This window comes from Candidatus Eisenbacteria bacterium, assembly GCA_035577985.1.
In the GTDB taxonomy this organism is placed as follows: domain Bacteria; phylum Desulfobacterota; class Binatia; order DP-6; family DP-6; genus DATJZY01.
Window position 1 is genome coordinate 15111 of record DATJZY010000093.1, and the last position, 13255, is coordinate 28365.

Annotated in this window: 15 protein-coding genes and 1 tRNA gene; 12 read left to right on the top strand and 4 right to left on the bottom strand. The window is 69.6% G+C overall.

The genetic code is table 11. The features are described from left to right. Nucleotides 1–86: 86 nt before the first annotated feature. Together VMS22_12870 and VMS22_12875 are read right to left on the bottom strand one after the other, a co-directional pair. Nucleotides 87–530: a cytochrome c-type biogenesis protein CcmH gene (locus VMS22_12870; protein HXJ34917.1), complete on the bottom strand. Its 444-nt coding sequence runs from the start codon at nt 528–530 to the stop codon at nt 87–89. A 792-nt stretch (nt 531–1322) separates the two neighbouring features. Further along, nucleotides 1323–1394 (bottom strand) — tRNA-Gly (locus tag VMS22_12875). Between the two features lie 92 nt (nt 1395–1486). Between VMS22_12875 and VMS22_12880 the strand changes: the two genes are divergently transcribed. From VMS22_12880 to pgeF, 7 genes are read left to right on the top strand one after another with little or no spacing between them, the layout of a single operon-like run. Next, nucleotides 1487–1891: a CBS domain-containing protein gene (locus VMS22_12880; protein ID HXJ34918.1), complete on the top strand. Its 405-nt coding sequence runs from the start codon at nt 1487–1489 to the stop codon at nt 1889–1891. Further along, nucleotides 1888–2487, top strand: coding sequence for an SIS domain-containing protein (locus VMS22_12885; protein HXJ34919.1), 600 nt, complete (start codon nt 1888–1890; stop codon nt 2485–2487). The genes VMS22_12880 and VMS22_12885 overlap by 4 nt, the downstream gene beginning before the upstream one ends. Before the next feature lie 56 nt (nt 2488–2543). Further along, nucleotides 2544–3455 carry a hypothetical protein gene (locus VMS22_12890; protein ID HXJ34920.1) on the top strand — a complete coding sequence of 304 codons (912 nt, stop codon included), beginning with the start codon at nt 2544–2546 and terminating at the stop codon, nt 3453–3455. Further along, nucleotides 3455–4219 carry an SAM-dependent chlorinase/fluorinase gene (locus tag VMS22_12895; protein HXJ34921.1) on the top strand — a complete coding sequence of 255 codons (765 nt, stop codon included), beginning with the start codon at nt 3455–3457 and terminating at the stop codon, nt 4217–4219. The genes VMS22_12890 and VMS22_12895 overlap by 1 nt, the downstream gene beginning before the upstream one ends. After that, the gene (locus tag VMS22_12900) at nt 4216–5058 is read left to right on the top strand and encodes a site-2 protease family protein (GenBank protein HXJ34922.1); all 843 of its coding nucleotides are present in this window, start codon (nt 4216–4218) and stop codon (nt 5056–5058) included. Before VMS22_12895 ends, VMS22_12900 begins: the two co-directional genes overlap by 4 nt. A 7-nt stretch (nt 5059–5065) precedes the next feature. Further along, entirely contained in the window at nt 5066–5518 is a 453-nt protein-coding gene (locus tag VMS22_12905; GenBank protein ID HXJ34923.1) for a dCMP deaminase family protein, read from the top strand. Then, the gene (gene pgeF, locus VMS22_12910; protein ID HXJ34924.1) at nt 5515–6165 is read left to right on the top strand and encodes a peptidoglycan editing factor PgeF; all 651 of its coding nucleotides are present in this window, start codon (nt 5515–5517) and stop codon (nt 6163–6165) included. Before VMS22_12905 ends, pgeF begins: the two co-directional genes overlap by 4 nt. On the opposite strand, the gene VMS22_12915 is transcribed toward pgeF, so the two are convergent. Then, nucleotides 6149–7012 (bottom strand): 2-oxo acid dehydrogenase subunit E2, encoded by an 864-nt coding sequence (locus VMS22_12915; GenBank protein HXJ34925.1) that lies wholly within the window; start codon nt 7010–7012, stop codon nt 6149–6151. The two genes, pgeF and VMS22_12915, sit on opposite strands and share 17 nt — an antisense overlap. Nucleotides 7013–7142: 130 nt before the next feature. On the opposite strand from VMS22_12915, the gene VMS22_12920 reads away from it, so the two are divergent. From VMS22_12920 to VMS22_12940, 5 genes are all read left to right on the top strand, one after another. Beyond that, nucleotides 7143–7415, top strand: a complete 273-nt coding sequence (locus VMS22_12920) for a hypothetical protein (GenBank protein ID HXJ34926.1) — start codon at nt 7143–7145, stop codon at nt 7413–7415. 27 nt (nt 7416–7442) lie between these two features. Further along, entirely contained in the window at nt 7443–8045 is a 603-nt protein-coding gene (locus tag VMS22_12925) for an RlmE family RNA methyltransferase (GenBank protein ID HXJ34927.1), read from the top strand. A gap of 705 nt (nt 8046–8750) precedes the next feature. Further along, nucleotides 8751–9509, top strand: a complete 759-nt coding sequence (locus tag VMS22_12930; GenBank protein ID HXJ34928.1) for a hypothetical protein — start codon at nt 8751–8753, stop codon at nt 9507–9509. A gap of 6 nt (nt 9510–9515) precedes the next feature. Continuing rightward, complete coding sequence (gene gloB / locus VMS22_12935) at nt 9516–10295, top strand: hydroxyacylglutathione hydrolase (protein ID HXJ34929.1); 780 nt, start codon at nt 9516–9518, stop codon at nt 10293–10295. Nucleotides 10296–10312: 17 nt separating this feature from the next. Continuing rightward, complete coding sequence (locus VMS22_12940) at nt 10313–11086, top strand: enoyl-CoA hydratase-related protein (GenBank protein ID HXJ34930.1); 774 nt, start codon at nt 10313–10315, stop codon at nt 11084–11086. On the opposite strand, the gene VMS22_12945 is transcribed toward VMS22_12940, so the two are convergent. Continuing rightward, nucleotides 11087–13123 carry a thioredoxin domain-containing protein gene (locus VMS22_12945; protein ID HXJ34931.1) on the bottom strand — a complete coding sequence of 679 codons (2037 nt, stop codon included), beginning with the start codon at nt 13121–13123 and terminating at the stop codon, nt 11087–11089. Nucleotides 13124–13255 lie beyond the last annotated feature (132 nt).

Sequence of the window (13255 nt, forward strand, 5' to 3'; positions counted from 1 at the left end):
TCGGTCACCGGGCCGGCCCCCCTGACCTCTTAGGCGAACGGGGGGCATCGTCTGATGGAATATGATTTTGATGTCTCCGGACGGGATCAGGAGTGGCGCAGCTCCGCTTCGAGTTGCGCCCGGAGCGCGGGATCCACGGCGGAGGGTGTGACGTCGGCCGTGGGCGCGGACGCGCGCATCTGGCGCCGCCACCACGCGACGACGACGCCGGAAGCGAGCGCGAGGCCGACGTATGGTGCAAGCCACGCGACGAGGCCTAAGCCCCGCCACGGGGGCATCGCTAGGATGCGCTCGCCGAAGAGTCGCTCGATCTCGGCCCGCACTTCGGCCTCGGGTACGCCCGCGGTGAGGGCCGCGCGGACCTCGTTGCGCAACGTCATCGCGCCGGAACTCGAGCAGTCCGCGAGCAGAAGACCCGGGCAATACGGGCTCATGTACTCATGATTGATCGCGCGCGCGTGTTCGTCGACTGTGCTCGCCACGATTGCCCGGCTGTGCCCGAGCAGGCCCAGCGCGACCACGGCGTACACCGCGCACCGCATCGAGCTTCACAATAGCGGTCCTTCGCGCAGAGGCCACCGTACAGATTGCGACACGATGTCGCAGGTACTCCTGCGCCGGAAGAGGTCGGTGGTCGCGCCCACACCCACTTGGCTGGACGGGAGTCGGACCAATCCACCGGAGCGAGCTCGCTTCCACGGCCATGGCGCCCGTCCTCTCGCAGTAACCGTCCGAGGATCGAGCCTTCGCGCGGACGCGTGACACCATGTCGCATCCCGGCGCTCGCGGGCGATATGTTGGATGGATGCGCTTCTCGTGGCTCGTGACGGCAGTCGCCCTCGCCTGCACCACGGGTGTCGCCGACGAACTGCTCCTGCACCCAAGTTGCGCGATCATATCCGTCGAGTTCGCGGTGCCCGCGGACTGGCGCTGTCACGGCATCGACGATTGTCTGCTCTGCGCCCGCACCGGCAGCGGAGTGAGATCTAACTAGCCGTTCGTTGTCACGCGTACGGGTGGAACGGTGGAACGCGCGCCATTCCGCGTGGCCGGTCGACTCCATCTGCCCGCCCCCGGCCGGACGGGTCGATGACCCGAGCCCGCGGCACGTATCGGAAGCCTAGCTAGATCAGGGACGGCGCGCGGCCGGGCACGGCACCGGAATCGGCGCCAGAGGTTCGCCTCAGCCCAGAGCCACGTGAGAGGCTTCGGCGAGGCACATCCCGCGCAACTCCTTTTGAAGTCCCGCTTGTCAGACTGGACTTCGCGCCCGCTTCCTATGCCACAAGAGAAAGACTCACTTCGTCGTGCACTTGGGAGAGAGCGGGCGACCGGGGTCGAACCGGCGACGTCCAGCTTGGGAAGCTGGCATTCTACCACTGAATTACGCCCGCGGCAGAGCCGTTTCAGTACCGCAGCGCGCCCGGGGTGGCAAGGCGGCGGCCGTCGTTTGACGCTCGGGGACGCCCACAGTAGAGCCACCCCCGTGCGGGGCCACGCGCGCAACATCATGACCGAGCGCGTGACGAAGATCCTACCCGATACGCTGCTGCCCGAGATCGCCGCGACGCTCGTGGATGCCGGCTTCGGGGGACTGCCCGTCTGCGACGACGACGACCGCGTGGTGGGCTTCGTCTCGGAGATCGACCTCATGGACGCGCTCCTGCGCGACGATCCCGGGGAGACGCTCGCGCGCGACATCATGTCGACTCCGGCCATCACGATCGACGAGTTCGCACCGGCCGAGGAGGCCATGACCATGCTGCGGGAGCGCGGCATCCATCACCTCCCCGTCGTGCGGCAAGGGCGCCTGGTCGGGATCATCGCGCCGGTCGACGTCCTGCGGTATTACGTCGACCACGTGCTGCCGAAGCCACCGGAGGCGGGATGAGCGCCACGCGAAGCGCGATCGCCGAGCTCTTCCGCGAGAGCGCCAAGGTGCGGGACGTGTTCCTGGCCGAGCAGTCCGAAGCCCTCGAGCGCGCGATCGACCTCGTCGCGGCAGCGCTCGGAGCCGACCACAAGGTCCTCCTGTTCGGGAACGGCGGCAGCGCGGCCGACGCCCAGCACATCGCCGCCGAGTTCGTCGGGCGGTTCTATGGCGAGCGGCGCGCCCTGCCGGCCATCGCGCTCACGACCGACACGTCGGCGCTCACGGCCATCTCCAACGACTACGGCTACGACGAGGTGTTCGCGCGGCAGGTGCGCGGGCTCGCGCGTCCGGGCGACGTCGCGATCGCCATCTCCACCAGCGGGAAGTCGGCGAGCGTGCTGCGTGCGGTCGAAGCGGCGAAGATCCTCGGCGTGAAGACGATCGGATTCACGGGCGGCACCGGCGGACCGCTCGCGTCGCTGGTCGACGTCGAGCTCCGCGTCTCGGCGAGCACCATGTCGGCGCGTATCCAGGAGACGCACATCCTCGCCGGCCACGTCATCTGCGAGCTCGTGGATCGGAAGCTCTTCGGCACGTCCCGGACCCTCTCGTGAGCCGCCGCCGGCGAATGAAGCGGCGTCCGGCACCCGCGCCACTCGATCCGCGTCGCGTGCGCACCGTCCCGCTGGGGCGCCGTCCGAGCAAGGTCGAGAAGGGCCTCCTCGGAGCGCCCGTTCGCTCCGGGCGGTCGATGCGGGCGTTCCTTCGCGGCCTCCCGGACATCCTGGGGGCGCGCGATCTCCGGACCGCCGCCGAGAAGATCGCGGGCGCGATCCGCCGCGGGCGACCGGTCGTGCTCGGCATGGGCGCGCATCCCATCAAGGTCGGGCTGGGGCCGCTCATCGTCGACCTCCTCGAGCGCAGCCGGCTCGCGGCCGTGGCCATGAACGGCGCCTGCCTGGTCCACGACTTCGAGCTCGCGTGGGGGGGCAAGACGTCGGAAGACGTTGGGCCCGGCCTCGATCGCGGGCTCTTCGGCATGGCGCGAGAGACCGGCGAGTTCCTGAACCGCGCGACGTCCGACGGCGTGACCGCCGGCCTGGGGCTCGGGCGGGCCGTGGGCGCGGCCATCCTGCGCGCGCGGCTCCCCTTCCGCCGCACCAGCATCCTCGCGGCGTGCGCCCGCCTGGACCTGCCGGCGACCGTCCACGTGGCCGTCGGCACCGACATCATCCACATGCACCCGAGCGCCGACGGCGCCGCGATCGGTGAGGGCAGCCTGCGCGACTTCCGCGTCCTGTCGGCCGTCGTGGGACGGCTCGACGGCGGGGTCTACCTCAACCTCGGCTCGGCGGTCATCATGCCCGAGGTGTTCGTGAAAGCCTTGAACCTCGCCCGCAACGTCGGCCATCCCGTGCGGCGCGTGACGACCGTCGACATGGACTTCATCCGTCACTATCGACCGGGCGTGAACGTCGTCGCGCGGCCGACCGCCATCGGCGGGCTAGGGATCCGTCTCACCGGGCACCACGAGATCATGTTCCCGCTTCTCTGGTCGGCCGTGGAGGAGGCGCTCCGCTGATCACCCTCACGACCGACTTCGGGACGACCGACCCGTTCGTCGGCATCATGAAGGGCGTGATCGCGAGCCGCGCACCGGGAGCGGCCGTGGTCGACGTCTCGCACGGCATCCCGCCCCAGAACGTGCTCGCCGGCGCGCTCGTGCTGCGCGCCGCGGCACCGTATTTCCCCCGCGGGACGACCCACGTCGCGGTCGTCGATCCGGGTGTCGGAACCGATCGCCGGGCCGTGTGCATCGAGACGGCCGAGGCCTGCTTCGTCGGACCCGACAACGGGGTCCTCTCCCTGGCGGCACCTCCCGAGCGGGTCCGGCGCATCGTCGAGCTCGAGAACCCTCGCTTCCACCTCTCGCCTCGTAGTCGCACGTTCGACGGGCGCGACGTCTTCGCGCCGGTGGCGGCCGCGCTCGAGACTGGTACGGGCGTCTCGGACCTCGGCGCGGAGCGCACCGACCTGGTCCGGGTGTCGCTGCCCGCCCCGGTGCGGGAGGGCGCGACGATTCGTGGCGAGGTCGTCTACGTGGACGGGTTTGGCAACCTCGCGACCAACATCGAGGCGCGCGACCTGCCTTCCGCCGTCGCGCGGATGGAAGTCGCCGGGCGGCGCATCGACGCCCTGTCAGCCACCTATGGGGCGGTCGCTCCCGGGGCCCCCGTCGCGCTCGTGAACAGCTGGGGCGTCGTCGAGATCGCGGTCCGGGACGGCAACGCGCGGGCGACCCTGGGCATCGGCGTCGGTGCGCCGGTCGTCATCGTGGGCGCATGAACCGTCGCCGCCTGCTCGTCCACGGGGGGCTGTTCGCGCTGACGGTCGTCACCGCGACCGCGGCCGGCGCGATCTGGGACGGCGTCGACCCCTTCGTTTCGGCCGCCGCATATGCGCGAGGGCTGCCTTACGCCATCTCGCTGCTCGCGATCCTCCTCTGTCACGAGATGGGGCACTACCTCATGTGCCGCCGGCACGGCGTCGACGCCTCGCTCCCCTATTTCCTGCCCGCCCCCCCACCGATCGTGTTCGGGACCTTCGGCGCCTTCATCCGCGTGCGATCCAGATTTCCGCATCGGCGGGCGCTCTTCGACATGGGCGCCGCGGGCCCGTGGGCGGGGTTCGTCGTGGCGATCGTCGTGCTGTTCATCGGCCTCCACTTCTCGCGCGTCGAGACGACGATGCCCGAAAGCGGGGTGTGGATGTTCGGCGACTCGCTCCTCACGGCCTGGCTCACCCGAACCGTCGTCGGGGCGGATCCGAACAACGTCATCATCCATCCCATCGCGCTGGCCGGATGGTTCGGCCTGCTCGTGACGTCGCTCAACCTCCTGCCGGCGGGACAGCTCGACGGCGGGCACATCGTGTATGCGGCAATGGGACGGGCGACGCCCGCGCTCTCCGCCGTCCTGGTGGCGGTGCTCGCCTGGCTCGGCCTCCGCGGCTGGCCGGGTTGGTATCTCTGGGCGGCCATCGTCGTCCTCATGAACTTCCTCGGACACCCCCCGACGACCGACGACCAGGCGCCGCTCGACCTGGCCCGGCTGGTGGGTGCCGTGGCCAGCCTGGTAGTCTTCGTCATCACGTTCGTGCCCGAGCCGATCCGGATCATTCCGTGAGGTCGCAATGAGCACCCGACCGAGCTGGGACCAGTACTTCATGACGATCACCCGCCAGGTGGCCGAGCGCTCGACGTGCCTGCGCGCCAAGGTGGGGGCTGTCATCGTCCGCGACAAGAACATCCTCGCCACCGGCTACAACGGCTCGCCGGCCGGACTGCCCCACTGCACAGACGTCGGCTGCCTCGTCTACAAGTCGACGACGCCCTCGGGCGAGGTCGAGGAGAACTGCTTCCGGACCATCCACGCTGAGATCAACGCCATCGCTCAGGCGGCCAAGAACGGCCACGCCATCCGGGACGCCGACATCTACATCACCCACACGCCCTGCATTCACTGCTTCAAGGTGCTCGTGAACACCGGCATCAAGCGGATCGTCTACGAGCGGCCCTACAAGCTCCACACGATCGAGGAGCTGCTCCGCTACACCGACGTCTCGCTGGCCCAAGTCGCCGAGTGACGACGACGCGCACGCTCGTCCACGAGCCATGGCTCGCGGTTCCGGGGCTCGTTCACGGCTTCCTGCCGGGCCTCGTCGACCCGCCGCGGCGGGTCGAGGTCCCACGGCAAGTTCACGGGACGCGCGTCGTGACGCTGGGCGACGGCGCCGAACGTCCCGAGGCCGACGGCCTGGTGACGTCGGCGCCCTGCGCCTGCGTCGGCATCGTCACCGCCGACTGCGTGCCGATCCTCATGCTCGCGCGCCGCGCGCGTGCCGTCGCCGCCGTGCACGCGGGCTGGCGCGGCGCCGCCGCCGGCGTCGTCGAAGCGGCGCTCGATCATCTGCGCGCGACGTTCGGCGTCGAACCGCGCGACGTCGAGATCGCGATGGGACCGGCGATCGGTGGCTGCTGCTACGAGATCGGTCCCGAGGTGCGCGCCGCGTTCGTCGCGCGTACCGGCGACGTCACCCGCGATGCGTGGACGCGTGGTGCCGATCGCGACCTGCTCGATCTTCGCGCCGCGATCGGGCTCCTCGCGCGGCGGGCCGGCGTCGTGCACGTCGCCGTGCTGGGACCCTGCACGCGCTGCGACGGCGGCTACTGCTCCTACCGTCGCGACGGGGGCGACGCCGGACGGCAGGTGAGCTTCATCGGCTGGGGGTAGCGCCGATCGCGAGCGACGGCGCCGACGTCGGCACCCGCCCGTCGTACTGCTCCGGGTTGAGGAGGTACGCGCGCATGAGGTCGACCATCTTCCCGGCCTGGTAGCCGTCCATGAACCGGTGATCGAAGGTCGCGCCGATGGTGAGGAGCGGCCGCACGACGACCCGGCCTTCTTCGGCGACCGGGCGGTCCTCGACCTGGCCCACCAGGACGACGATCGGCGTGCGGCTGAACGGCACCAGCGGAGCGAGCGCGTTCGTGATCCCGAAGGTCGCGATGTTGCTCACCATGGCGCTCCCGAACTCGTCCTTCACGATGCCGAAGCGCGAGAGGTCGAGGTCGAGATCGTAGATGAGGTAGGCGATTGTCCGCATGATCGGCCCGAGCAGCGTGACCGGAATGCGGTCCAGGAGGGACTTCGTGCGCTCGACCTGGCGGTCCTTCCGGGCGCGGAGCAGCTCGACGCGCTCCTCGACCTCGCGGGCGATGTCGACCGCGCCCTTCTCGTCGGCGCGCTGGATCTTGAATCCGGAGAGGTCCCGGCCGCCCTCGGTGGCGACCTGGAGGAAGATGTCCACCGTCTCCCGGAGCATGATGCGGCGGCGCGCCACGATGCCGTTCGTCTGCGGAAAGGCCCGGATGGCGAGCGCCAGCGAGCGCGCGATCAGGTGGGTCACGGTCACCCGGACACCCGAGGCCGCGCGGACCCGCTCGATGTAGGCCAGCGAGCCCTGCATCGGGAAGTCGACCAGGCTGTACACGCTCGGGTCCCTGGGGGGCCGCCAGGCGTGAACGGCGACCCGGCGCCATCCCTTGAGCGGCTCGAGCGGGCGGAAGGTTCGCGCCATGGGACGTCTCGTCTCTAGCGACGGCTATGCGGACCGTCAATGTGCGGCCCCTGTGCTTGTACCTCCACCAGGGCGCTGGTACTCTCCCGAGGAGCGGTCGGGTCGCTTCGGCCGCGGCAGGAGGTACGTCGTGAAAGGGTTCCTGATGACGTTGGTGGTGGTGGCGGGGTTGGTTGCGGCTCCCTCGATCGGGCGTGCCCACGATGCCTACGACGACAGCCAGTCCCACCCGCTGCGGTTGGCCGGCTACGCGCTCAACCCGGTCGGCTATGCGATCGAGTGGCTGGTGATGCGACCGATTCACTTCGTCGTCTCCCAGAAGAAGACGGAGCGCATCTTCGGTCACACGCCGCACGAGACGCCTTTCGGCGACTACCGCGCGTACACGCCGGACGAGGACTAGGCCCGCCACCGGGGAGACGCGCTCCCCGTGAGATACGAGCGCAAGGACGCGCCGTATCGTCGCGCGAAGGCCGAGGGCTTTCGCGCCCGCAGTGCGTACAAGCTGGCTGAGCTCGACGACCGGGCTCGCCTGCTCCGCCGCGGCGACCGCGTGGTCGACCTCGGCGCGTGGCCGGGTGGATGGATCCAGGTCGCCCTCGACCGCATCGGTCCGTCGGGCCGCATCGTCGCCGTCGATCTGGTCCCTATCGATCCGTTTCCGGGACGTCCCGTCGAGACAGTGGTCGGCGACCTTCGAGATCCCGCCGTCGTCGCGACGCTGCGAGAGCGACTCGGCGGCCCCGCGGACATCGTCCTCTCGGACGCCGCACCCAAGCTGACCGGCGTACGCGACGTCGACGAGGCCCACTCGTCGGAGCTGGTCGGCGCGCTGCTCGACGCCATTCCCGTTCTCCTCGGACCGGGCGGTCGAGCCCTCGTCAAGCTCTTCATGGACTCCGGATACACCGCCACGTCGGCGCGACTGCGGGAGCTGTTCGCCGATGTGAAGACCACACGTCCCTCCTCCTCGCGACGGGGATCTTCAGAGCTCTACCTGATTGCCCGGGGCTTCCGACCGGCGACCCGGTAGGGTGTGGATAAGCTGTGGACCTGTGAACAACCCCGCGCCTGGCACGCGCCCCTCCGCCGGCTCGTGCCCTTTCGGGGTGACCTGCTCGTAAAGAGCCAAGTTATTTGCGGAAAGCAGTGTGCCGCGGGCTAGGCGATAAGGTGCACCCGGGGCCGTGTTCGCGATCCGATCCGCAGGCGAACGCCAATGGGTCCCGTGTGGATAACCGGGCTGTCCCGATCGGCCTTGTGCGGCAAGCGTTTCGTGATCGCTGGGCGCGCAAAGCCTCTCCGGGCAAGGGCTACAGCGAGGGACGGCTCCGGAATACTTGCGGCGCAAGCATTCTGGTCGGCTCCATCGTTCTCGTGCCTGTGCTGCATGTGGAAGATCGTCACATGGTGCGATCGAGCCATCGGACAAAGGCGGAATCGTTCACTCTCAGATCGCGCGCGTCGTGATCGATGGGCGTCGGAGACCGCCGTCGTGGATGAGGCGCTCGCTTTGTCGACCTCGCGTGAGCGGGCGTACCGGCAGTCGTTCGCGTGAGCGCCGACCAGCTGTCCGGGCTTGTCCGGATTGCTTTTCCCGACAGCGCTTGCTCTAACGACGTCGTGCGATCGCGGATTTCGCGGCTCGCACTCTCGACTTGTTCCGCAATCGCGGAAGGGGGTGGGGATGGCACGGGTGAAAGAGGAGCCGCGTGGTCGGCTTGCAACGTTGCAGGACATGCTCGCAGGCGGAGGTCAGGTGATTCTCGACCAGGCCCAGACGCTCCGCGACGGTCTGCAGCGGCGCATCGGCGACGTGAGCCGCGGTCTGGAGGGACAGCTCGGCACGCTGTTCTCGGGACTCGAGCAGCGTTTGATGGAGCAGCTCGACGAGCTCGTGAGCGGCCTCGCGATCTCGCTCCGCAAGGACATCGACCGGTTGCGTGAGCGCCTGCGAACGATCGAAACCCGCCTGACGGACGTCCCCAAGGAAGGCGTGCGTGAGCTAGTGAATCCGCTCCAGACCCTCGCGACCAATGCCGTCGAGACGGCCGCAACCGTTCAGACGCGCCTCGAGGAGCTCGTGTCGCGCCTCCAGCAGGTCGAGCGCCGCGCCGTCGAGATCGGGCGCGAAGCGACGCAGGACACGCATGCCGCCGACGATCTGCGGCAGCGCATGGAGCGGATCGAGAGCCGCCTCGCCGACATCTCGCGCGACGTCGGCGGCAAGCTGGGTGAAGTCGGGGCCCTGCGGGAGCGCCTCACCCGCATCGAGAGTCGCGTTCTGGACACGAGCAAGGACCAGATCGCGCGCGCCGGCGAGTCGACCGGCCTGCGCGATCGGTTGGCGCGCCTCGAGGCGCGCCTGAGCGATCTTTCGCGCGAGCAGGTGGCGCGTGCGGTCGAGGCCGCCGGCCTCCGCGAGCGCGTCTTCCGACTCGAGCAGCGCACCGTCGTCGCCGAGCCGCCTCGCTTCGCGGCGGAGCGACCCGAGTAGATATCGGTGGACGTCGTCGCGGTCCCGCAGCTCCTCGACAACTACGCGTACCTGGTCATCGATCCGGCGACGCACGAGGCAGCGGTGGTCGACTGTGCCGAGGCTACGCCGGTCCTGGCCGAGGTGAAGCGTCGGGCCGTGCGGCTCACGGCCGTGCTCGCGACGCATCATCACTTCGACCACGTCGGCGGCAACAACGACCTGCGCGCGGCGCTGCCCGATCTGCGCATCTTCGGATCGGCCGAGGACGCGCCGCGCATCCCGGGCATCACCAATCCGGTGCATGACGGCGACTCCGTCGCGGTCGGCAAGCTCGCGGGACGGATCATCTTCATTCCCGCCCACACGAGCGGACACGTGGCGTACTACTTCCCGAATTGGAAAGCGGTCTTCACCGGCGACACGCTCTTCGCGGCGGGTTGCGGCCGCCTTTTCGAGGGCGACGCCAAGCAGATGATGGGCTCGCTCCAGCGCCTGGCCGTTCTCCCGGACGACACCCGCATCTACTGCGGGCACGAGTACACGCAGAAGAACCTCGAGTTCGCCGCCACGCTCGAACCGTCGAATCGGGCCGTATCCGAGAAGCTCCAGGCGGTGCGCGTTCGTCGCGGTCGTGGCGAGCCGACGGTGCCGAGCACGATCGCCGAGGAGAAGGCGACGAACCCCTTCCTGCGCACCTCCAGCCCCGAGCTCGCCGCCTCGGTCCGGGCCAAGGTTCCCGGGCTCGCGGCAGGTGACCCGGTGGCTCTGTTCGCCGCGACGCGAGCGTTGAAGGACCGGTTCTGAGGCGGTAGAGGCTCGCCATGGCCGACGAGATCCTGGCGGGCACCGAAGATCACATCTGCACGATCACCCTCAACCGGGCCGACAAGCGCAACGCGCTCAACGGCGAGATGATCGCCCAGCTTCGGGCGACCCTCGCGCGTGTGGCGAAGGACAGGGACGTCCGCGTGGTCGTGCTGCGCGCCAACGGGTCGGCGTTCTGCGCCGGCCTGGATCTCTCCGAGATGGCCAAGCAGCGCGAGGCCGGCGAGGCGGACCTCGGTGGCCTCGAGGTGGTGCTGCACGAGCTGGAGGAGGTTCCGCAACCGACGATCGCGGCCGTGCAGGGTGACGCGGTCGCCGGCGGCTGCGAGCTGGCGCTCCACTGCGACATCCGGGTGGCGGCCGACGATGCGCGCTTCTCGATGCCGCTCGCGCGTATCGGGCTTGCGGTGCCGGTGACGCTCACCTGGAAGCTCGTCGACACGATCGGCGCCGCGAAGACGAACGAGCTGCTGTTCACGGGTGAAGCCGTCGGCGCGGAGACGGCCGCGCATCTGGGCCTCGCCAACCGCGTCGTCTCGGCCGATGAGCTCGACAGCTCCGTGCAGGCGCTGGCGCGCCAGATCGTGAACAACGCGCCGCTGTCGGTTCGGGCGATGAAGGCGTTCGTGAAGCGCGCCGTGCAGTTCCGGAAGGCGACGCCGCGCGACGACCTCGAGGAGATGCATCGCCAGGTGCGCCAGAGCCGCGACCTCCAGGAAGGGCTCGCCGCGCGCCGCGAGCGACGCCCGCCGAAGTTCCGCGGCGAATAGCTACTCGAGCAGCCCCCGGAGCTCCGCCGGGTCGGTCGTCGGCGCCGAGCAGGTGAACTGCCGACATACGTACGCGGTCGGACGTCCGTCGCGAGCCGGACGATCGCGGGCGGGTGCCGGCGGCGCCGGGTCACCCGGCTCGACGCGCACGAGCGCGCGGTGCGGAAGGTAGGCCGAGCGCACGACGTCCCAGAGCGCTCGGGTCCCGGCGTCGCCGCGCGGTCCGACGATGACGACCTCGGTCGGCGTCCGCGCGTAGAGCTCGAGCGCCTCGAGGTAGGTCGCATAACCGAAGGGCTGTTGCGCAGCGGCGTCGTGGTAGAGGTGCAGCAGCTCGTCGGCGCGCGCCCGGTATCGGTCGAGACCGGTGAAGGCGTGGAGGCGGAGCAGGGTGATCGTCGCGACGGAGCTGCCCGACGGCAGGGCGCCGTCGGCGCCGGACTTGGAGCGCGTGATCAGGGCCTCGCCGTCGCTCGGGGTGAAGAAGTACCCGCCGCCCCGGTCGTCGTGGAACCGGGCGTCGATCGCGTCCACGAGCGTCTGCGCGCGCTCGAGGTGTCGCGGGTCGGCCGTCGCTTCGTACAGATCGAGGCACGCAGCCGCGAGGAACGCGTGATCGTCCAGGAACGCGAGCTGCTTCGCCTCGCCCAGCGCCCAGCCGTGGAGGAGGCGACCACCCCGTCGAACGGCACTCCACAGGAAATCGGCCGCGCCGACCGCCGCCTCGATCCAGCGCTCCACGTCGAGCACGCGACCCGCGTCGGCCAGCGCGGAGATCATTAGCGCGTTCCAGGCGACGATCACTTTCTCGTCGCGCCGTGGCGGTACGCGCCTGGCCCGCGCCTCGTACAGCCGCTCGCGGGCACGCTCGATCGCCTCGGCCGTCGCCTGCGCCGATCGTCCGAAGACCTTCGCCAGGTCCTCGACGTCCAGGGTCAGGTGCGCGATGCTCCTGCCCTCGAAGTTTCCCTCGTCGGTGATGTCCCAGTGGCGACAGACGAGGTCGACGTCGGCGGGGTCGACGATGTGCGCGACCTCCTCCCGCGTCCAGACGAAGAACTTGCCTTCCTCGCCTTCGCTGTCGGCATCGGTCGCCGAGTAGAAGGCGCCCCCGGGGTCGCGCATCTCGCGCAGGACGTAGTCGAGCGTGTCGGCGACCACGCGCCGGAAGCGATGGTCTCCGGTCACCTGGTGGGCGTCCAGATAGAGCCTCGGGAGGAGGGCGTTGTCGTAGAGCATCTTCTCGAAGTGGGGCACGAGCCACCGCTCGTCGACCGAATAGCGATGGAACCCCCCGCCGATCTGGTCGTACATGCCTCCGGCAGCCATGCGCCGGCAGGTGAGGCGGACCGCCTCGAGGAGGTCCGGGCGCGTGCGGTGATGGCGCAGCATCAGTTGGAACACCTGGGCGTGGGGGAACTTCGGCGCTGCGCCCAGGCCGCCGTAGGTCTCGTCCACGTGGCCGACCAGCGCGATCGCGGCGCGCTCCGGAAGCGACGGATCGAGCACGGTCGCAGGCGTGTTGGTCCCCTCCAGCTTCTCCACGCCTGCCAGGATTTCCTTCGTCGCCTTGGCGACGTCGTCGGGGCGTTCGTGGAACGCCCGTGCGATGGCCTGGAGGACCCGGGGGAACGCCGGCAGGCCGTGCCGGTCGACCGGCGGGAAGTAGGTCCCCCCGTGGAAGGGCTCCTTGCTCGGGGTGAGAAAGACCGTGAGGGGCCACCCCCCGCGGCCGATCAGGAGCTGGACCGCCTTCATGTACACGTCGTCGATGTCCGGCCGCTCCTCGCGATCGACCTTTATGCTGACGAAGAGATCGTTCATGAGGCCGGCGATGCCCGGATCGTCGAAGGACTCGCGCTCCATCACGTGGCACCAGTGACAGGACGAGTAGCCGATGGAGAGAAGGACGGGCTTGTTCTCCCGTCGCGCCCGCTCGAACGCTTCCTCGCCCCATGGGTACCAGTCGACCGGATTGTGGGCGTGCTGGAGGAGGTACGGGCTCGTCTCGCTGGCGAGCCGGTTCGGACGCCCCATGACGGCATGCTGGCAGTCGAGTCCCGCCGCGGCAACCGCTTCGGCGTTGACAGTCGGGCCCTTGCGGACTACCAAGCGCGATTGTGCGGACCGTGTACGTCTCGGAGTACCCGGCGATTCAGCATGCCCATG